Here is a 20,190-nt window from a genome sequence, read left to right as displayed (position 1 = left end):
TGCGTGCACAGATACGGCTACAAGTTGGCTGCTCTGGGCTTGGCTGCGGCGATCGTCGGGGTCATCGCTTTGTCGGTCGCGTCTTTCAACCAGGTGTTTGTCGCTCGCGTCCCGATCACGGTGATCGCGGAGCGCGCGGGGCTCGTGATGGATCCGGGCGCGCGGGTGAAGATGGCCGGGGTGACCGTGGGCTCGGTGGAGTCCATCACGCCGACTGACGACGCCACCGCACAACTGTCGTTGTCGATCGATCCCGAAGCGCTCGAATCGATTCCGTCAAACGTGGATGTGGCGATCACGTCGAACACGGCCTTCGGCGCGAAGTTCGTCAGCCTGTCCTCGCCGGAGCAGCCGAGTAGTGCGCGACTTGCCGCCGGAGCGACGATCGACGCATCCCGGGTGACCGTCGAGCTGAACACGGTGTTCGAGAAACTCACCACCGTGCTCCGGACGGTGGACCCGGGCAAACTCGATTCGACATTGGGTGCCCTCTCGACTGCTCTGCAAGGACGCGGCGAACGGCTCGGGGTCGCACTCGAACAAGCAGATTCCTCCTTGCTCGAATTCAACACTGCACGTGAGGCTCTCGATCATGTGTTGACGGATTTATCAGCCGTCACACAGACCTACCGCGACGCTGTTCTCGACTTGATGGACACACTCGACTCGCTCACGACGACGGGAACCACTGTTCTCGACGAGCAGCAGAATCTTGATCTCCTCTTGCTCAACGTGATCGGGGTCGCCCGCACCGGAGAAGATGTACTGGGAGAAAACGCCGACGGTATCGACACCGTTCTGTCGTTACTGCGGCCGACCACCGCACTGCTCGAGGAATACTCCCCGGTGATTCCCTGCATGTTCCAGGGACTGCAGGAGAGCAAGAAGATCGGCGACGGCGCCTACAACGGACAACCAGGAATCAAGATGTCGATCGGTCTGATCGCCGGAACCGAACCGTACCGATATCCCGACGACCTCTCGAAGGTCGCGGCAACAGGTGGCCCGCAGTGTATGGGCCTTCCACTGCGCGACCCGAACGTCAATGCTCCGTACCTGGTGACCGACACCGGGGTGAATCCGTTTGCGCCCGAGCGTCAGCCGAATGGTGGGCAACCGATGAACACGGTCCCGGATCTGATGAGCTACCTGTTCGGGACGGAGATCCGATGAAAGTTCGTGGGTACACCGTCAAGTTCGGAATTTTTGTTCTGGTGATGATCCTCGTCAACGCCGGGCTGATCCTCGTGTTCGGCCAGATGCGAGGTGGCGACGCGAGGTCGTACTCGGCGGAGTTCGTCAACGCCTCCGGGCTCAGAGCCGGCGACAAGGTGCGCATCGCCGGTGTGCCGGTCGGTTCTGTCGGCTCCGTCGAATTCGGTGGGAATCACCGTGCCCACGTGAGTTTCAGTGTGGATACGGGTGACACCGTGACTGTATCGACCAGAGCCGCTGTTCGATATCAGGATCTGGTGGGCAATCGATACCTCGAATTGCTCGACGATCCGGGGATCGCGGAACCGCAACCGGAGGGCGAGAGCATCCCCGTCGATCGCACCGCACCGGCACTCGACCTCGATGCGCTACTCGGTGGTTTCAAGCCGCTGTTTCAAGCCCTGGACCCGGAGCAGGTCAACGCGTTGTCGATGTCCTTGCTCGAGGTGTTTCAAGGCCAGTCCGGAACTGTGGCATCGGTGCTGGCGCACACCGGATCGATTACGAACACTCTCGCAGACCGCGACCAACTGATCGGTCGAGTGATCGGCAACCTCGACGGTGTGCTCAGCGAATTGCGCAGCCGCGGTGGTCAGTTCAGTGACACTCTCGATCACCTACAACAGCTGGTCAGCGGGCTCGCGGCGGACCGGGAGATGATCGGGACTGCCGTCGAGAGTGTGAACACCGCATCAGGCACCTTCGCCGATCTCCTCGCCGGAGTTCGCCCGGACATCGCGGGAAACCTGTCGAAGCTGGACGCAAGCCTGAATCCGCTGATCGAGCAACAGAGTGAGCTCGATCGGATTCTCGCGTCCATGCCCTCGAACTACAAGCAGCTGATCCGAGTCGGCTCGTACGGGTCGTTCTTCAACTTCTATCTGTGCGGAATCGCACTGAAGGTCGACGGTGCCGACGGTACGCCGCTCACTGTCGACCTGGTGGATCAGACGACCGGAAGGTGCGCACCACGATGAGAGAGATGGCACAGAGCCAGGCCGTACGCGTGGGGGTCGTGGGATTGGTCGTCACGGCCGCCGTCGTATTGGCATCGCTCCAGTATCAGAATCTGCAGTTCCTGAAATCGGGTGTCGGGTACAGCGCGGTGTTCGCCGACGCCAGCGGTCTCGCGCCGGGAGACGAAGTCAACGCCGCCGGAGTGAAGATCGGAACGGTGAACCGGATCGAGGTCGAGCACGGACTCGCGCGCGTGGATTTCACACTGGAAGGCTCGATCGGTTTGGGAGAAAGCACATCGGCGGCCGTCACCACGATGTCGTTGCTCGGCAAGCGAGCGGTATCGCTCGATCTGGACGGTCCGGGAAGGATCGCGGTCGGCGGCGAGATCCCGGTCGAGCGAACAAGATCGGCGTACTCGCTGCCCGACGTGCTCGGTGACCTCACCACGACGGTCGAGGACATCGATCTCGACCAACTCTCCGAATCGCTCGACGCAGTGGGACAGGTGATGTCCGACAGTGCGCCGAACCTGAGGCCGGCGCTGGACGGTGTCGCACGGATCTCCGACAGCGTCAATAGACGCGACGACATGTTGCGCACCTTGCTGTCCGATGCAAACGACGTCGCCGGGACGCTGGCCGAGCGTGGACCACAGGTCAACGCGCTACTCGTCGACGGCAACGCCTTGTTGGGAGAACTGGATCGGCGACAGGCGGCGCTGGGGGAAGTGATCACGAACATCTCGGCGTTGTCGACCCAGCTGAGCGGACTCGTCCACGACAACGAGGCGCAATTGCAGCCGGTCCTCGGCAAACTCGACACGGTTGTCGGAATTCTGCAGAACAACAAGGACAACCTTTCTCAGGGAATCGACGGTCTCGGTACGTACGTGGGCACGCTCGGTGACACCGTGGCCAGCGGCCCCTTCTACTACGCCTACGTCCAGAACCTGGTGCCAGCGCAATACACCCAACCGTTGATCAACGCGATGTTCGGGCTACCACCTGCGCCGCTACCGATTCCGGAGGTTCGATGATGGGTGCCTTACGAGTTCGCAAACCGGTGAACTGGCGTCGAATCGCCGTCGTTGGTGGAAGCGTCATCGGTGCGGCGATCGTCGTCGTGTCGGGATACCTTGCGGTGCAACATCTGCGCTACTACAACGTGACGGCCTACTTCACCTCGACGACCGGTCTGTATGTCGGTGACGACGTTCGTGTCGTGGGAGTCGACGTCGGCCGCGTCACCGCGATCGCCCCACAGGGAGATCGAATGCGCGTCGAACTGAAATTGGCGCGCGAGGTTCCCGTCGCCGAGGACGCGAAAGCGGTGATCGTTGCCCAGTCGCTGGTCTCGGCCCGCTTCGTGCAGTTGACGCCGGCGGTGACGGACGGCGCCGACGCACTGAATGACGGTGCGGAGATCCCACTCGACAGAACGGCCGTCCCGGTCGAGTGGGACCAGATCAAGGAACAGCTGGGCCGGGCTGCCGATGCTTTGGGTCCCGTCGGGGACGATCGCGGTCCCGCCGCCAACTTCCTCGACGGTGCCGGATCCGCACTGGCCGGCAACGGGGAAGCGCTGGGGCGCTCGGTGACCGAACTCTCGGAGGCTATGAGCACACTCGACGAAGGCGGAGCCGATCTGTTCGGCACCATCCGCGGCCTGCAGACCTTCACGACCGCACTCGCCGCAAGCGACGAACAGATCGTTCAGTTCCAAGGACGACTGGCAAATGTCTCGAGTGTGCTCGCCGAGAGCCGGACGCAATTGGCTCCGGCTCTCGCCGATCTGGACGCCGCCGTCGTCGACGTACAGCGGTTCGTCGAACAGAACCGAACCGGCTTGACGGAGCAGATCGCGAAGTTGGCCGACGTGTCCCACGTACTGGTCGACAAGCGCGCAGGCCTCGAGAAGGTACTGCATCTGGCTCCGACAGCGTTGTCGAACTACTACAACGTCTACCGGCCGGCCCAAGGAGCGATGGTGGGTGTGCCCGCATTCCAGAACGTCGGCAACCCGATCGACTTGATCTGCGGCGGAATCGCCGGCCTGGCCAACGACACCTCGAAGAAGGGCGCGGATTTGTGCATCGAATACCTCGGCCCGTTGCTCAACACGATCAAGGCCAACTACCCGGACCTGAGCATCAATCCGACCCGGGCGCTCGGCGCTCTTCCGGACCAACTGGTGTACAGCGAGCCTGATCTGGAACCGACTGGCGCCTTGGGCTTTCCGACGGTACCGGTGGCGTCTGATCTGACCGGCTTGCTCATGCCGTCGACAGGATCACGATGACTGGCCGCCGGTGGGGAACAGTGTGTGTGGCGGCGAGCGCCGTGCTCGTTCTGACGGGTTGTCAATGGAGCGGGCTGAATTCGGTGTCGCTGCCGGGCGCGGCCGGCCGCGGTGAGGGAAGTTTCTCGGTCGTGATCGAGATGCCGGACGTCACGTCGATCAGTCCCAACTCTCCGGTCATGGTCAACGACGTGACAGTCGGAAGTATCAGTGCGATCGAGACCGACAACTGGCACGCACGGGTGACGGTTGCGCTCGACGGCTCGGTGTCCCTGCCCGCCAATGCGACGGCCAAGATCGGCCAAACCAGCCTGCTCGGGTCCAAACACGTTGCGCTTGCGCCGCCTACCGATGTTGCGCCGGAAGGGCGGTTGTCGGAGGGATCGGTGATCCCCCTCGCGTCGGCCGGCGTCTATCCCACCACCGAGGAAGCGTTGACGGCACTGTCATTGGTCCTCAACGGCGGCGGGCTCGCTCAGATTCACAGCATCACCACGGAGCTGAACACGGCGCTCGGCGGACGGACCGACGCGGCTCGCGACCTGCTGAGTCAGATGGATACCGTGACCGAAACACTCGACCGCCAACGTGATGCGATGGTCACGACCATGGAGAATCTCGACGTCTTCGCCGGTGAAATCACGGCCCAGAGAGATGTTCTCGGTCAGGCCTTGGAGATGCTCGATCCTGCCTTGGCGGAACTGAGCGCCCAGCGCGTGAGCCTGACCACCGCGCTCGATGCGGTCGGTAGGTTCGGGGACATCGGGACCGATCTGGTCGATCGGACCCGCGACGATCTGAAAGCCAATTTGAGCTCCTTGGAATCGACGCTGCAGAAGGTGGTCGAAACGGGGCCGGACCTGATCAACAATTTGGGCAACCTGAGTACCTTTCCCTTCCCTCAGACGACCATCGACGACGGAATGCGCGGCGATTACACCAATCTGTGGGCGCTGATCGACCTCACGAGTAATCGTCTCCAGTCGGGGCTCGGCTTCGGCACTCCGTTCGGGGCGCCGCAAACCCCCGTGGAGAACGGAGTACTGGTCGATCCCTTGACCGCCCCACTCGGCACAGGGCAGCCCGGCCCACCTGGCACAGCGCAACCCGCCCAGGGAGGTGGACGATGATTCTCACGAAGTTGGTGCGAAGGCAATTGACGATCTTCGCGATCCTGGCGGTGATAGGCATGAGCGCAGCGGCTATCTCGTACCTGAGAGTTCCGACCATGCTCGGCATCGGGCGCTACTCGGTGACAGTCGAACTGCCGGACGCCGGCGGCCTGTATCGGAACGCGAACGTGACCTATCGCGGCGACACCATCGGTCAGGTCAGGTCGGTGCGTCTGTCTCCGGGAGTGGTACGCGCCGAATTATCTTTGGAGAGTGCGGTTCCCGTTCCCTCCAGCGGGCTCGCAGTAGCGGTGCGAAGCGTGTCGGCCATCGGCGAGCAATACGTCGACATGCAACCGAGCACCGCGGACGGACCCTTTCTGACCGACGGAGACGTGATCGGCCCCGACGCTGTCACGATCCCGACCGAGATCGGACCGGTCCTCGATCAGGCGCAGGCGATGCTCGCATCCGTACCGCAGGACAAGTTGCGATCGGTGATCGACGAGTCCGCGGCAGCTTTCGGAGGCAGGGGAGAGGATCTGGCTCGTCTGCTGGATTCGACCACTTCGTTCGTCGATCAGATGTCCGCTGCCACAACGCCGGCTACGACGCTCGTACAGCAGTTGGATCCGCTCCTGCAGACACAGGTGGTGACGGGCGATCAGATTCGCCAGTGGGCGTCCAGTGTCGCTCAACTCAGTGGACAGTTGGCGGTCGCCGACGGGTCCGTGCGCAATATCCTCGAGACCGGACCGGGCTTCGCGACTGAAGCCGACCTGCTGTTTCACGGCCTCAAGCCCACTTTGCCTGTGCTGCTTGCCAATTTCACCAGCACCGCTCAGGTGGCTTTGACGTACAACGCCGGGTTGGAGCAGGTGCTCGTCATCTTGCCGCCACTGGTCGCGGCACAGGAAACCGTCGTACAACGCGGGCAGGTGGACGGCGCCGCGAACGTCAACTTCCACCTCCAAGCGCAGGACCCCGCGGCGTGCTCGACCGGTTACCTTCCGGCCGATCAGCGACGGGACCCGACCCAGACGAGTGTGCCGGACACCCCGGCTGATCTGTACTGCAAAGTTCCGCAGAACTCGGTCTTCGCAGTTCGTGGATCCCGGAACATTCCCTGTATGGAGGTACCGGGCAAACGAGCACCGAGCCCGGAGATCTGTCGGAGCCCCGAAGCGTACGTGCCGTCGGGGACCAATGCGCCCGGCGAGTTGTACACCGGGCCTGACGGAGTCGACTATCAACACACGGAGTTGGCTCCGGCTGACTCCGGTCCGGGGGAGGGTGAGCCGTGGCAACAGTTGCTGACGCCGACGAATCGCTGAGAGGTGAGGTGCTGGATCCGGTCGGAGGGAAGCGCGGTGTACTTACTGCCCTGGTCTGGATTGCACTCGCGGCTCTGAGCGTCGTTGTGGTCTTCGGTGCTCTGGCAGTTCAATCCGACCGGGCGCGCGAGACCCAGCGTCAAGAGTACGTCGACGGTGCGGTCGCAGGAGCCCTCGCTCTGATCGACGTTCACTCTTCCACGCTCGACGAGGATCTCGCGGAGCTGAAGTCGCTGACTACGGGGACTTTTGCAGACGAACTGAAGTCCGGTGAATCTGCGTTCGTCGCATCGATCCGTGATTTTGCCGTCGATTCCGACGGTCGTGTCGACACCGCAGCCCTGGCATCGGAATCCGGAACCTCGGGGGTGGTACTGATCGCGGCATCGGCTCAGGTCGGCAATTCGGCGGGAGAGTCTTCGGCGCGAACCTACCGTCTTCGCGTCGGTGTCGATGAAGTTGACGGGCGGATACTGATGTCGAGTGTTGAGTTCGTCCCGTGAAGCGCGTGGTCTTGGCGTTTGCAGCGCTGATCTTGGTGGGAGCCGGCGGGACTCTGCTCTGGAGTCACCACCGTTCGGCAGCCGCCGAAACCGCACGTGCCGAGGTGATCGGTGTGGCGCCGATGCTCGTCGAGAATCTCTTGAGCTACAACAGCGACACGGTGGACGAGGATCTTGCACATGCTGCCGAGGGCGCAAGTGGAACATTTCAGGACCGCTTCGCTGAATTCGGATCGAAAACCGTTGCACCCCAGTCGAAGGAGCAAGGAATCAGCACGAAGGCGCGAGTAGTCGATGTCGGAGTGCTCTCCGCTGCTGCAGACCGAGCGGAATTGCTCCTGTTCGTCGATCAGATCACGACGAGTATCGCGCGGCCGGCACCAGCGTCGACGTCGAGCCGAGTCGAGGTGACACTCGATCGAGTCGACGGCACATGGCTGGTGAGTGCCATGACCCCCATCTAGTGAAGGTTGTCGCGGCCCGCCATGATCAGCCTGGCAGTGACTTCGAGCCGGTCTGCGATCTGCGAATAGGACTCGTAACCCATGCCGGCTCGGACAAGCGCTCCGGACCAGGAGATTTCGAGTGCTTCGAGTACGTCGGGATCGTATGACGGCCCCAGCGCCTCGATGAGCCGCTCGCGGATGTTCTTGCCGATACGTCCCCGAAGGTGTTCGACGTCGGGATCGTTGCCCATCATCGCCGTGGTCACGGCCGCGGCCAGCTCCGGTTCGTCGGAAACGAGGAGTGCGACGCTGCGCAGGACCGAGCAGACCTGCGCTTCTCGTTCCGCCTCGGGGGAGGGCTCGTGCGGTACCGCGTCGAGTCGGCGCCAGAACAGTTCTGCCACAAGGTGACTCTTGGACGAGAAATAGGTGTACGCCGTAGCCGCGGCGACACCGGCTTCCGCTGCCACCATCCGCACGGTCAGATCCGCAAACCCTTTGTCGCGCAGGACCGTGATCGCTGCCGCGGTCAATCGATCGACGGTTTCGGCTTGCTGCTGTGTGAGCCGTCGACGAGTGGACTCGAACTTGGTCTTACCAGACATGTGTCCAGACACTACGGGATCAGACCGGTGCGAGCAAAGTGTGCGCTATCGCTGCTCGTTCTCGCTCCCGCTCGGTGTCATGTCTCGCTCCCCCTCGGCGTCATGTCTCGCTCCCGCTCGGTGGGACAGAATTTCGAACCCCCGCGATCGCTAAGTCCATGTGTTAGAACGATTTCTAGAACATGTTCGGAAACTGTGCCCAGAATCAGAGAGGCTGACGATGACGAAGTGGGACGAGACGTGCGACGTACTCGCTGTGGGATCAGGCGGCGGACTCACCGGCGCGTACACGGCAGCCCGCGAAGGCCTCGACGTCATTGCGATCGAAGCAACCGACAAGTACGGCGGAACAACGGCGTACTCGGGCGGCGGCGGAATGTGGTTCCCGTGCAACGCCGTTCTTCGTCGGGGCGGGGACGACGACACCATCGAGGATGCGCTGGAGTACTACCGATCAGTGGTGGGTGATCGTACGCCCGCCGACGTTCAGGAAGCCTACGTTCGAGGTGGCGCCGGGTTGATCGACTACCTCGAAGAGGACTCGAACTTCGAGTTTCAGATACTGCCGTGGCCCGACTACTTCGGTGAAGAGCCCAAGGCTCGAGCGAGTGGACGGCACATTGTTCCCAAGCCGATGAACGCGAACAAGATGGGTGCCCTTCGTGATTCGCTTCGTCCGCCGCTGGCGACGGAACGGCTGGGGGAGAAGTTGCCGAAGTACCTCGTCGGCGGCCAGTCGTTGATCGGTCGATTCCTGTTGGCTCTTGCGGAACTCCCGAACGCCACCATGCACCTGAAGACCACTCTCGAAGAATTGGTCGTCGAGGACGGATCGGTCGTCGGCGCGGTCGTCGACCGAGATGGTCGGCGTCGAACCATTCAGGCACGCAGAGGAGTGATCCTCGCCGCCGGTGGATTCGAGCAGAACGAGACCTTGCGGGCCGAATTCGGTGTCCCCGGATCCGCTCTCGACACGATGGGCTGCCCCGGCAACCTCGGGAAGGCACACCAGGCGGCGGTCGCCGCGGGCGCCGACACCGACCTCATGGGAGAGGCCTGGTGGTCGCCGGGACTGACCCATCCGGATGGCCGCTCCGCGTTTGCGCTGTGGTTCACCGGTGGAATCTTCGTGGACGACGACGGTCGCCGATTCGTCAACGAATCAGCGCCGTACGACCGCTTGAGCCGCGCCGTCATCGAACACATGCGGGCAGGGAAAGTAACCACGCCGTACTGGATGATCTACGACAACAGCGAAGGCGCAGTGCCGCCGGTGAAGGCGCCCAACGTACCCATGGCACAGACGGAGCAGTATGTGGATGCGGGGTTGTGGAAGAGTGCACAGACACTCGAAGACCTCGCTGCCCAGATCGATGTTCCCGCAGCGGAACTGGTGGAGACCGTGAAGCGATTCAACGCGTTTGCGGCGACTGGCGTCGACACGGACTTCGGTCGAGGAGACGCTGCGTACGACCGCGCCTTCTCCGAAGGGGCTTCGCCGCTCGTACCGATCGACCAAGGGCCGTTTCACGCTGCCGCGTTCGGCATCTCCGACCTCGGGACCAAAGGTGGTCTACGCACCGACGCGACCGGGAGGGTGCTCAAAGCCGACGGTACGGCGATTGCCGGGTTGTACGCGGCGGGGAACACGATGGCAGCGGCCAGCGGGACTACGTACCCCGGCGGTGGAAACCCGATCGGAGCGAGCATGCTGTTCAGTCACTTGGCTGCATTCGACCTCGCGAAGCTGCCGTCTTGATCATCAGTCGCTCGTCTCGGGGATGTGGTCAGGCCTTGCCGAGTCCGGCGGCGATTCCCTTGTCCAGTTGGGTGAGCATTGCTGTACCCAACGACGAAAGCTGGGCGACCTGGCGATCGTCGAGGCCCTCGAAGAGGAGACCTTGAACTGAGGCGACGTGCGGCGGTGCGGCCGCGACCACCTTTGCCATTCCCTCGTCGGTGAGCACTGCGTTGGAGCCGCGGCTGCCACGAATGACTTCCCGTTTCACCCAGCCGGCCTTCTCCATCTTCGTGATCACGTGCGAGAGGCGGGACAGGGACGCGTTCGCGCGCTGGGCCAGTACCGACAACTGGAGCTTGTGCTCGGGGGCGTCCGAGAGTGCCGCGAGTACGAAGTATTCGAAGTGTGTGAGTGCCGAATCGCGTTGTAGTTGAGTGTCGAGTGCGGCAGGCAACCGTGTCACGAGAGCGATCAGTGTCAGCCATGCTTCTTGCTGCTCGGCTGTGAGCCACTTCGTCTGAGACTGCGCGTCGGGCTGCGCGGTCGGTTCACTCATCGGTGACTTCTCCTTCGGGTCGAGCATTCTTCGTGCACGGAGCGTGCTTGTGTACAGCGTCTCAGACGCATGTCCAGAAGAATCCTGCGGGGAATAGTTGCGGGACGCAAGTGTTGAGTTCTATATTAAGTTGAACCTTCAACTTACGACGAATGTCTATCCCGAGGAGTCCGTATGTCCACCACAACCATGCCTGCGCTGTATCTCAGCCACGGTGCTCCGCCGCTGGTGGACAGCGCGTTGTGGGTCGACCAGTTGGGGGCGTGGGCCGGCGATCTTCCGCGGCCGACGGCAATCCTCGTCGTATCGGCGCACTGGGAATCAGCACCGCTGACGATCGGATCGACGACCACGGGCACCCCGCTCATCTACGACTTCGGTGGTTTTCCCGAGAGGTTCTACCGCGCGAAGTACAACTCTCCCGGCGCTCCGGAACTCGCCGCCCAGGTTGCCGCGTTGATGCCGGACAACGAACGCGTGGTTCAGCAGCCGAATCGAGGCCTGGATCACGGTGCCTACGTGCCGCTCACGGTGATGTACCCGGACGCAGACATCCCGGTACTGCAAATTTCGCTGCCAACCCTCGATCCCGAGCGTTTGCTCCATCTCGGACAGCGCCTACGGCCACTCCGTGAGCAAGGTGTACTGATCGTGGGATCCGGATTCACCACGCACGGGCTACCGTTCCTGCGCGATCCGTCACCGGAGGCGCAGGCCCCGGGATGGTCGGCGGAATTCGACGCGTGGGCAGGGGAGAGGTTCGCTGCCGGTGACGTCGATTCCTTGATCGACTTCCGCGCTCAAGCTCCCGGGATGCCGTACGCGCATCCGACCATCGAGCACTTCGCCCCGTTGTTCGTCACGCTCGGTGCGTCATCCGATCCGGAACAGGTGCCCACCCAGGTGATCGACGGATTCTGGATGGGGCTTGCGAAGCGCTCGATTCAGGTCGCCTAGAGATTTCAAATCGCGCAGAGAATCAGGTCGCCCAGGTGGGTCAGCTTCGATTGCGAAGGAACTCGAGCGCCTGGTCGCCGTGGGTGTTGGCGCGTAGTTCACTCGAGATGACTTTGAGGACGGTGCGGTCGGTGTCGATCACGAAGGTCGAGCGTTTGACCGGAGCCAACTTGCCCAGGAGTCCGCGCTTGACGCCGAACTGTTCGGCTACCTTGCCGTCGGTGTCGGCGAGTAGGGGGTAGTCGAAGGATTGTGCGGTGGCAAAGGTGGACTGAGCTTCGACCGTATCGGTGCTGATGCCCGCTCGCGAAGCGCCCACCGCGGCGAATTCGCTGCCGAGGTCACGGAAGTGGCACGCCTCGGCGGTGCACACCGGCGTCGAGGCTGCCGGGTAGAAGAAGAGGACCAGGGGTCCGTTCTCGAGCAGGCTCGTCAGCGAGCGCGGAGTCCCGTCCTGGTCGGGCAGTGAGAAATCGGGAGCGAGTTGGCCTGGTTTCATTCGGCCGAGGTTACCCGCGCACGACGGCCACATGGGGGAGCCTGGGATGATGGAGCCATGCACGGCGAGCCCACCTCCATGTCCGCACGGTCATCCGACACCGCGATCGTCGGTGACGCGTCCGATTCCACCACGACCCGGGAGCAGTTCCGAGCTCTCGCAGCTGAGCACCGGGTCGTTCCGGTCACTCGGAAAGTGTTGGCGGACTCCGAAACTCCGCTCTCGGCGTACGAGAAGTTGGCCGGCAATCGTCCCGGCACCTTCTTGCTCGAGTCGGCCGAGAACGGTCGTTCGTGGTCGCGGTGGTCGTTCATCGGCGTCGGGAGTCCGGCTGCACTGACCGTCGTGGACGGAGAGGCGGCCTGGTACGGCAACGTTCCGGCCGGCGCTCCGGCCGGCGGCGACCCGATCGACGCGCTCGGTGCCACCCTCGAGCTGCTTCGTTCGGAGCGGCTGCCCGACCTGCCCCCGCTGACCGGCGGAATGGTCGGATTCCTCGGCTACGACGCGGTGCGGCGCCTCGAGAGATTGGGTGACTCCGCGGTCGACGACCTGCAGATCCCCGAAATGGTCATGCTGCTTGCCGCCGACATCGCCGCAGTCGATCACCACGAAGGGGCGATCACCCTCATCGCCAATGCCGTCAACTGGGACGGCACGGACGAGCGCGTCGACACGGCGTACGACGACGCAGTCGCAAGGTTGGACGCGATGACTCGTGCTCTCGCGGCGCCGGCGAAATCGACGGTGTCGACATTTTCGAAAGCGACTCCGAACTACCGTCGTCAGCGCACCACCGAGAGCTTCGGTGTCGATGTCGAAAAGTTGATCGGCGACATCGAAGCGGGCGAGGCATTCCAGGTAGTTCTCTCGCAGCGATTCGAGATCGATTGCACTGCAGCGCCGATCGACGTGTACCGGATGCTGCGAGCGTCGAACCCCAGCCCGTACATGTATCTGCTCAACGTGCCGAACGGTGATGGAGAGACGGCGTTTTCGATCGTCGGTTCGAGCCCGGAAGCACTGGTAACCGTCGCCGAGGGCGTCGCGACAACACACCCGATCGCTGGAACCAGATGGCGCGGTGCCACAGAGGAGGACGACATCCTGCTCGAGAAGGACCTCCTCGCCGACGAGAAGGAAAACTCCGAGCACCTCATGCTCGTCGATCTGGGGCGAAACGATCTGGGTCGTGTCTGTCGCCCGGGCACGGTGAAGGTGCACGACTACCGGCACATCGAGCGGTACAGCCACGTGATGCATCTCGTATCGACGGTCACCGGACATCTGGCCGAGGGAAAGCACGCTCTCGACGCCGTCACCGCATGCTTCCCCGCTGGAACCCTCTCGGGGGCGCCCAAGGTCCGTGCGATGCAGCTGATCGAAGAACTGGAACCGACCAGGCGCGGTATCTACGGCGGCATCGTCGGCTACCTCGACTTCGCCGGCGACGCCGACACCGCGATCGCGATCCGAACGGCATTGATCAAGGACGGGATCGGATACGTCCAGGCGGGCGCCGGCGTCGTCGCCGACTCGGATCCGGTCTACGAGGACACCGAGGCCCGCAACAAGGCGATGGCAGTGCTGAGCGCGATTGCGTCGGCGCACACCCTGCGCACCATCGGAGGTGACGATCAGTGAGTGAGAACGAGTCGAGTGCAGCGGAGCCTACAAGCGCGTCTCGTGGCACCGCCGTGCCGAGAACGCTTCTGCTGGCGTTGTCGGCAGCAGCTCTGTGGGGCAGCTCACGAATGACGTGGGTTCATCTGACCTCGAGCGACGGCAAGACGCTGGAGAGGACGACGGATCTCGACGGCAGCACCTGGGCGGCGGCGATGACTCCGCTCGCGCTCGCGCTTCTGGCGGCGATCGCGGCGTCGTTTGCGGTGCGAGGTTGGGCACTTCGGGTAGTCGGACTGTTGGTTGCCCTCGTCGCCATCGCGGTAGCGGTTCCGGCAGTGCAGTTGTTGGTGTCCGGAGCCTCTGCGGACCGAGCGGTGGAGTTGGCCGAGTTGTCCGGTCACCCGGAAGATCTCTCGACGACTGTTTCGGTACTGCCTGCCTTGCTTGCGTTGCTCGGAGCGGTGGCGGCGCTCGGCGCGGCAGTGCTTCTGATGCGCAAACCTCCAGTGCGAGGCGGGTTGTCGTCGAAATACGACAACCCTGCCGCGCGCCGCGAGGCCGCGGCCAAGCTCGGTCAGGGAGACAAACCTGCATCGGACGAGCCTGTGACACAACGGATGTTGTGGGATGCGCTCGACGCCGGAGAGGACCCGACAGCGACTGACGGGGACGACGGAGTTGGGGGAGACAACGGCGCGAAACCGGGGTCGTCCCACTGAGTAAGACTGAACCCTCACCTGCGTGGGTACCCCGACGGAGTAGCAAAATTTCGTCCCACTAGGCTGAGACCACCCTGATGACGTATCTCACATCGGGCTCTTGCCCAGAAAGGATTCGGGCCACGATGACCGTACTCGACTCGATTCTCGACGGGGTGCGCGCTGATGTCGCCGCCCGCGAAGCCGTACTCGACTTCGCTGCAGTCAAGGCTGCTGCGGCCGCTGCACCGCCTGCACTCGATGCTGCAGCAGCACTTCTGGAATCGAGCATCGGCGTCATCGCCGAGGTCAAGCGAGCGAGCCCGTCAAAGGGTGCGTTGGCCGACATTGCCGATCCCGCTGAGCTTGCCGCGGCGTACCAAGCCGGTGGCGCACGCATCATCAGTGTTCTCACCGAAGAGCGCCGTTTTCACGGCTCGTTGGCCGACCTGGACGCAGTCCGTAAAGCGGTCACCATTCCGGTGCTCCGCAAGGACTTCATCGTGGGGCCGTACCAGATTCACGAGGCTCGCGCTCACGGCGCCGACGTCATCTTGCTGATCGTCGCGGCACTCGAGCAGCAGGCGCTCGCCTCGTTGATCGATCGCACCGAATCTCTGGGAATGACTGCCCTCGTCGAGGTGCACACGGAGGAAGAAGCCAACCGCGCGCTCGAAGCCGGCGCCAAGGTGATCGGTGTGAACGCCCGCAATCTCAAGACTCTCGAGGTGGACAAGAACACCTTCGGTCGCATCGCTCCCGGTCTTCCGACCGAGACGATCAAGATTGCCGAGTCCGGTGTTCGCGGAACTGCCGATCTGTTGGCGTACGCCGGGGCGGGCGCCGACGCAGTGCTCGTCGGTGAAGGCCTCGTGACCAGCGGCGACCCTCGCAAGGCCGTCGCAGATCTGGTCAATGCAGGTGCGCACCCGTCCTGCCCCAAACCATCTCGATAAATCGCTTCACCCGCCCGGCGTGCTTTGATGCACCCGGGCGGTGACCAGCGACACCGTTGGGGCAGACTGGTGGGGTGACTTCACGTACTCAGGAACCAGGCTCCGGTGCAATATTCAAGGGCGGCAATCTGCCGCCGGCCAGCGCGGGACTCACCGAGCGCTCCCACGATCCCGACGCCGGAGGCCATTTCGGCGTCTACGGCGGACGGCATGTGCCGGAAGCCCTCATGGCGGTTATCGACGAAGTCACTGCGGAGTACGAAAAGGCTCGAGCGGACGACACGTTCTTGAACGAACTCGACCGCTTGCAGCGCGATTACACCGGGCGCCCGTCGCCGATTTTCGAGGCAACGCGAATGAGCGAGTTCGCCGGCGGTGCGCGCATCCTTCTCAAGCGTGAAGATCTGAACCACACCGGTTCTCACAAGATCAACAACGTTCTCGGTCAGGTTCTGCTGGCAAAGCGTATGGGCAAGACCCGCATCATCGCCGAGACCGGAGCGGGCCAGCACGGTGTGGCATCGGCCACCGCCTGTGCACTGCTCGGTCTCGAGTGCGTCATCTACATGGGTGCTGTCGACACCGAACGTCAAGCACTGAACGTCGCGCGCATGCGACTTCTCGGCGCGGAGGTCGTCTCGGTCGAGACCGGTTCGCGCACGCTCAAGGACGCGATCAACGAAGCCTTGCGCGACTGGGTTTCCCACGCGGACAACACCTATTACTGCTTCGGTACCGCGGCAGGCCCGCACCCGTTCCCCACCATCGTTCGGGACTTCCAGCGAGTGGTCGGCCTCGAAACACGCGTCCAGGTTCAGGCACTGACCGGCCGCCTGCCCGATGCAGTCACAGCCTGCGTCGGAGGCGGCTCCAACGCAATCGGAATCTTCCACCCGTTCATCGACGATCTGTCGGTACGGCTGGTTGGCTACGAAGCAGCCGGCGACGGTGTCGAAACCGGAAGGCATGCAGCAACGTTCGCCGGCGGTACACCTGGCGCATTCCAGGGTGCCTACTCCTACCTGCTCCAGGACGAAGACGGTCAGACCATCGAATCGCACTCGATCTCTGCTGGTCTGGACTACCCGGGCGTCGGACCCGAGCACGCTTACCTGAGCGATATCGGGCGTGCGACCTACGAACCCGTCACCGACAGTGAAGCCATGGATGCGCTGCTGCTGCTCTCGCGCCGCGAGGGCATCATCCCGGCCATCGAATCGGCCCACGCCGTCGCCGGCGCACTCCGACTGGGCAAAGAACTCGGTGAGGGCGCGATCATCGTCGTCAATCTCTCCGGTCGCGGTGACAAGGACATGGACACCGCCGCAAGCTGGTTCGGTCTTTTCGACGGCGCCTCAGGTCAGGCAGCCGCTCCGGATGATGCAGCAGACGAGAACGACAACACGGAAGGCTCGGACAAGTGAGCGAACGACCATCACGCCTCGCACCCACCTTTGCCGCGTGCAAGGCTGACAAGCGTGCCGCCCTCGTCGGTTACCTGCCTGCCGGTTATCCGACCGTTCCCGAATCGATCGACGTGTTCAAGGCGATGGTCGACGGCGGCTGCGACATCATCGAAGTCGGTGTCGCGTATTCCGATCCGGTCATGGACGGTCCGACCATCCAGCGTGCAGCCGAAACCGCACTCACCAACGGCGTTCGCCTTCGCGACATCTTCACCGTGATCGAGCAGATCAGTTCGGTCGGCGGCAAGGCCGTCGTGATGACCTACTGGAACCCGGTACTGCAGTACGGCGTCGACAAGTTCGCACGAGACCTCGCTTCCGCCGGCGGGCTCGGACTGATCACCCCCAACCTCATTCCGGAAGAAGCCGGCGCCTGGATGGAAGCATCCGAGGAGCACCACCTCGACCGGATCTTCCTTGTCGCTCCGTCCTCGACGGAAGAACGACTCGCGATGACACTCGATGCGAGTAGTGGATTCATCTACGCGGCCTCGACGATGGGTGTCACCGGCGCTCGCGACGCCGTGTCTTCGATGGCTCCGGAACTGACCGCACGAATCCGCGCGCATTCCGACATTCCCGTCGGCGTCGGATTGGGAGTTCGCTCCGGCGCACAGGCTGCCGAAATCGCGGCATACGCCGATGCCGTCATCGTCGGCTCGGCTCTGGTCTCCGCGGTCGAGAACGGCCTGGGAGCGGTTCGCTCGCTCACCGAAGAACTCGCCGAGGGCGTCCGCTCGGCTACCGTGGCGTCGTGACCTCAACTGTGGACCTGCTGGCCTATATCCCCAGCCCGCCCCAAGGCGTCTGGTACGTCGGACCGGTGGCGCTTCGCGCCTACGCGCTCTTCATCATCCTCGGCATCATCGTCGCGATCGTGTGGGGAGATCGTCGTTGGGTCGCCCGCGGCGGCGAGAAGGGGACCGTTCTCGACATCGCGATCTGGGCCGTTCCCTTCGGTCTGATCGGTGGCAGGCTCTACCACGTTTTGACCGACTGGCCCGCCTATTTCGGCGAGAACGGTCAGCCACTCGACGCACTCAAGGTGTGGCAGGGAGGCCTCGGAATCTGGGGAGCAGTGTTCCTCGGCGGCATCGGTGCGTGGATCGGCTGCCGTCGACGCGGCATTCCGGTGTCCGCGCTCGGTGATGCGATTGCGCCCGGAATCTTGCTCGCGCAGGCCATCGGTCGTATCGGCAACTACTTCAACCAGGAGTTGTACGGTCGCGAGACCACCGTCCCGTGGGGCCTCGAGATCTTCGAGCGTGTGAACTCTTCCGGCCAGCTCGATCAACTGGCAGGTGTCTCCAACGGAGAAGTCATTCGGGTCGTTCACCCGACGTTCCTCTACGAAGCTGTGTGGAACGTCCTGATCGTGATCCTGCTGGTCCTCGTCGACCGCCGATTCAAGATCGGCCACGGACGTCTGTTTGCTCTGTACGTCGCGGGCTATTGCCTGGGCCGGTTCGTCGTCGAACTGATGCGCGACGATTTCGCCTATGAGATCGCCGGCATTCGCGTCAACACATTCACTTCGGGGATCGTGTTCTTCGCCGCACTGGCCTACTTCTTCCTGGCGAAGAAGGGTCGTGAGGATCCGGCTGATTTGAAGTCGAAGGACTACGTCGCTGCGGTAGCTGCCGGCGAAGCAGGAGTCGCGGCGCCAGTTACCGAAACTGATTCGGCGAAGGCCGATGCTGAAGATTCTGAATCCGATGCTGCTGAATCCGCTTCCAGTGAGGCAAGCGCCTCCACGGCAGCGTCGGATGAGTCGTCGGACGCGGTGAAGCTGTCGAAGAAAGACAAGCCGTGACAGGTCCCTATTCGCAGGGGGGATTCCCCGAGGGTCAGGGACCGGTCTACGGCGCGCCCAATCCGTACGGATATCAGCAGCCATTGCCGCCTCCATCGATGTACGGGTTCGGAGATCCCTACGCCCCGTACGGTCGGCACCCGGTAACCGGGGAACCGTATTCCGACAAGTCGAAGGCCACCGCTGGACTGTTGCAGATCTTGCTGGGCTTCTTCGGAATCTGTGGAGTCGGGCGCCTCTATATCGGAAGTGTCGGCATCGGATTGTGCCAACTGCTCGGCATGTTCTTCGCGCTGTTCATGTCGGCGTTCCTCATCGGAATTCCATTTGCGATCGGAATCTGGATCTGGGCGTTCGTCGACGGCATCGTGATACTTTCGGGCAATGCGCGGGACGGTGCTCGCCGGCCATTGCGAGGATGAGTCGCGAGCGCGAACCGAGGAAACATGTGTGGGGGACTGGCCTCGAGAAGGTCGAACCTTCTCGAAGTCCGATAACAAAAGCTATTACGTACCGTCGTCGAATCGAAGGAAAGTACGTTGCCTAACTTGAACAAGAATCCGGAACCTTCCGAGTCGGGGGACTCGTCTGGATCACAGCCGCCGGTTCCACCGCAGTTCGGGTCGCCGTTCGACTACGACGCGACGGCGGATGCGTCGTTGACGGAAACCTCGGCACCCACCGAAAAGACGCCGTCGACGGAGACCACCGGCACCGGTCCAGGCTGGGACACGTATTCGGGAGTCGGAAACGGTCCGGGGTGGGGAAACCACCCCATCTACCCGCCGCCGACCGGAACCGAATCGACCACAGCGTTTCCCGCTGCCGATTCTGATTCCACCCCGAATCAGCCGACAGCGCCGTACACGTCGCAGGAAAGCTACGCCGCTCAGAACTATCCGGCGACCGACTATCCGGCGCCGGACTACTCGAGGCCGACCCAAACCCCGACGGACGGTCCCGTCTACGGTGCACCGGCAGATCAGACTCCGAATCCCTACGCGGCTCCGCCGCAGGGCTACCCCCAGCCGGGATACTCACAGCCGGGTTACGGTCAGCCTCAGGGGTACCCACAAGCTCAGGGTTATCCTCAGCCTGGCTACGGCCTGGTCGACCCGTCCGCACCATACGGACGTGACCCGATGACCGGTGAACCGTACTCGGACAAGTCGAAGACGACTGCCGGATTGCTGGGCATTCTGCTCGGCGGATTCGGTGCAGGACGTTTTTATCTCAACCAGCCCGGCATGGCTGTCGCACAGATCGCGGTCACTTGGTTGACGTGTGGAATCGGTGGCATCTGGCCGCTCATCGACGGAATCATGATGTTGACCGGCAGTGTGCGCGATCAGTACAACCGCCCTTTGCGTAGCTGATCGAAACGACCCTCGGCAAGTGTGACCCC

General features: G+C 63.0%; 21 protein-coding genes. 18 read left to right on the top strand and 3 right to left on the bottom strand.

Annotation, left to right across the window (positions count from 1 at the left end):
* Positions 1–3 precede the first annotated feature (3 nt).
* The 8 genes from YH3_RS31175 to YH3_RS31140 are packed head-to-tail and all read left to right on the top strand — an operon-like array spanning position 4 to position 7,886.
* The gene (locus tag YH3_RS31175; RefSeq protein ID WP_007728664.1) at positions 4–1,173 is read left to right on the top strand and encodes an MCE family protein; all 1,170 of its coding nucleotides are present in this window, start codon (positions 4–6) and stop codon (positions 1,171–1,173) included.
* Positions 1,170–2,192 carry an MCE family protein gene (locus YH3_RS31170; RefSeq protein WP_007728666.1) on the top strand — a complete coding sequence of 341 codons (1,023 nt, stop codon included), beginning with the start codon at positions 1,170–1,172 and terminating at the stop codon, positions 2,190–2,192. The genes YH3_RS31175 and YH3_RS31170 overlap by 4 nt, the downstream gene beginning before the upstream one ends.
* A 5-nt stretch (positions 2,193–2,197) precedes the next feature.
* Positions 2,198–3,211 carry an MCE family protein gene (locus tag YH3_RS31165; protein ID WP_007728668.1) on the top strand — a complete coding sequence of 338 codons (1,014 nt, stop codon included), beginning with the start codon at positions 2,198–2,200 and terminating at the stop codon, positions 3,209–3,211.
* On the top strand, positions 3,211–4,473 hold the full coding sequence (locus tag YH3_RS31160) for an MCE family protein (RefSeq protein ID WP_007728671.1): 1,263 nt from the start codon (positions 3,211–3,213) through the stop codon (positions 4,471–4,473). The genes YH3_RS31165 and YH3_RS31160 overlap by 1 nt, the downstream gene beginning before the upstream one ends.
* Positions 4,470–5,603 (top strand): MCE family protein, encoded by a 1,134-nt coding sequence (locus YH3_RS31155; protein WP_193777213.1) that lies wholly within the window; start codon positions 4,470–4,472, stop codon positions 5,601–5,603. Before YH3_RS31160 ends, YH3_RS31155 begins: the two co-directional genes overlap by 4 nt.
* Complete coding sequence (locus YH3_RS31150; RefSeq protein ID WP_007728686.1) at positions 5,600–6,919, top strand: MCE family protein; 1,320 nt, start codon at positions 5,600–5,602, stop codon at positions 6,917–6,919. The genes YH3_RS31155 and YH3_RS31150 overlap by 4 nt, the downstream gene beginning before the upstream one ends.
* Positions 6,886–7,422: a hypothetical protein gene (locus YH3_RS31145; protein WP_100245432.1), complete on the top strand. Its 537-nt coding sequence runs from the start codon at positions 6,886–6,888 to the stop codon at positions 7,420–7,422. The genes YH3_RS31150 and YH3_RS31145 overlap by 34 nt, the downstream gene beginning before the upstream one ends.
* Positions 7,419–7,886, top strand: a complete 468-nt coding sequence (locus YH3_RS31140) for a hypothetical protein (protein ID WP_007728690.1) — start codon at positions 7,419–7,421, stop codon at positions 7,884–7,886. Before YH3_RS31145 ends, YH3_RS31140 begins: the two co-directional genes overlap by 4 nt.
* On the opposite strand, the gene YH3_RS31135 is transcribed toward YH3_RS31140, so the two are convergent.
* Positions 7,883–8,473, bottom strand: a complete 591-nt coding sequence (locus YH3_RS31135) for a TetR/AcrR family transcriptional regulator (protein ID WP_003943994.1) — start codon at positions 8,471–8,473, stop codon at positions 7,883–7,885. The genes YH3_RS31140 and YH3_RS31135 overlap by 4 nt on opposite strands.
* Before the next feature lie 220 nt (positions 8,474–8,693).
* On the opposite strand from YH3_RS31135, the gene YH3_RS31130 reads away from it, so the two are divergent.
* Positions 8,694–10,232: an FAD-binding protein gene (locus YH3_RS31130; protein WP_064444639.1), complete on the top strand. Its 1,539-nt coding sequence runs from the start codon at positions 8,694–8,696 to the stop codon at positions 10,230–10,232.
* Between the two features lie 28 nt (positions 10,233–10,260).
* Here the strand turns inward: YH3_RS31130 and YH3_RS31125 are convergent, their stop codons facing one another.
* Positions 10,261–10,770 carry a MarR family winged helix-turn-helix transcriptional regulator gene (locus tag YH3_RS31125; protein ID WP_039973005.1) on the bottom strand — a complete coding sequence of 170 codons (510 nt, stop codon included), beginning with the start codon at positions 10,768–10,770 and terminating at the stop codon, positions 10,261–10,263.
* Positions 10,771–10,944: 174 nt separating this feature from the next.
* Here YH3_RS31125 and YH3_RS31120 point away from each other — a divergent pair, with 174 nt between their 5' ends.
* Positions 10,945–11,727 (top strand): dioxygenase, encoded by a 783-nt coding sequence (locus tag YH3_RS31120; protein WP_003944012.1) that lies wholly within the window; start codon positions 10,945–10,947, stop codon positions 11,725–11,727.
* Between the two features lie 40 nt (positions 11,728–11,767).
* Here YH3_RS31120 and YH3_RS31115 read toward each other — a convergent pair whose 3' ends face one another.
* Complete coding sequence (locus YH3_RS31115; RefSeq protein WP_007728696.1) at positions 11,768–12,226, bottom strand: peroxiredoxin; 459 nt, start codon at positions 12,224–12,226, stop codon at positions 11,768–11,770.
* Positions 12,227–12,283: 57 nt separating this feature from the next.
* Between YH3_RS31115 and YH3_RS31110 the strand changes: the two genes are divergently transcribed.
* From YH3_RS31110 to YH3_RS31075, 8 genes are all read left to right on the top strand, one after another.
* Complete coding sequence (locus YH3_RS31110) at positions 12,284–13,870, top strand: anthranilate synthase component I (RefSeq protein ID WP_007728697.1); 1,587 nt, start codon at positions 12,284–12,286, stop codon at positions 13,868–13,870.
* The gene (locus YH3_RS31105; RefSeq protein WP_007728698.1) at positions 13,867–14,571 is read left to right on the top strand and encodes a TIGR02234 family membrane protein; all 705 of its coding nucleotides are present in this window, start codon (positions 13,867–13,869) and stop codon (positions 14,569–14,571) included. The genes YH3_RS31110 and YH3_RS31105 overlap by 4 nt, the downstream gene beginning before the upstream one ends.
* Positions 14,572–14,696: 125 nt before the next feature.
* Positions 14,697–15,506 carry an indole-3-glycerol phosphate synthase TrpC gene (gene trpC, locus YH3_RS31100; protein WP_003944016.1) on the top strand — a complete coding sequence of 270 codons (810 nt, stop codon included), beginning with the start codon at positions 14,697–14,699 and terminating at the stop codon, positions 15,504–15,506.
* Positions 15,507–15,580: 74 nt separating this feature from the next.
* Entirely contained in the window at positions 15,581–16,930 is a 1,350-nt protein-coding gene (gene trpB / locus YH3_RS31095) for a tryptophan synthase subunit beta (protein WP_007728699.1), read from the top strand.
* A complete protein-coding gene (gene trpA / locus YH3_RS31090) occupies positions 16,927–17,730 on the top strand; it encodes a tryptophan synthase subunit alpha (protein ID WP_003944010.1) in 804 nt (267 codons plus the stop codon). Before trpB ends, trpA begins: the two co-directional genes overlap by 4 nt.
* Complete coding sequence (gene lgt, locus YH3_RS31085; RefSeq protein ID WP_172403549.1) at positions 17,727–18,785, top strand: prolipoprotein diacylglyceryl transferase; 1,059 nt, start codon at positions 17,727–17,729, stop codon at positions 18,783–18,785. The genes trpA and lgt overlap by 4 nt, the downstream gene beginning before the upstream one ends.
* Entirely contained in the window at positions 18,782–19,207 is a 426-nt protein-coding gene (locus YH3_RS31080) for a TM2 domain-containing protein (RefSeq protein WP_007728703.1), read from the top strand. Before lgt ends, YH3_RS31080 begins: the two co-directional genes overlap by 4 nt.
* Positions 19,208–19,333: 126 nt before the next feature.
* A complete protein-coding gene (locus YH3_RS31075) occupies positions 19,334–20,161 on the top strand; it encodes a TM2 domain-containing protein (protein ID WP_007728705.1) in 828 nt (275 codons plus the stop codon).
* Positions 20,162–20,190 lie beyond the last annotated feature (29 nt).

Source organism: Rhodococcus sp. YH3-3, from assembly GCF_001653035.1.
Classification (GTDB): domain Bacteria; phylum Actinomycetota; class Actinomycetes; order Mycobacteriales; family Mycobacteriaceae; genus Rhodococcus_F; species Rhodococcus_F qingshengii.
The sequence above is the reverse complement of the archived record's forward strand: the minus strand, read 5'-3'. Positions and strand labels throughout refer to the sequence as shown.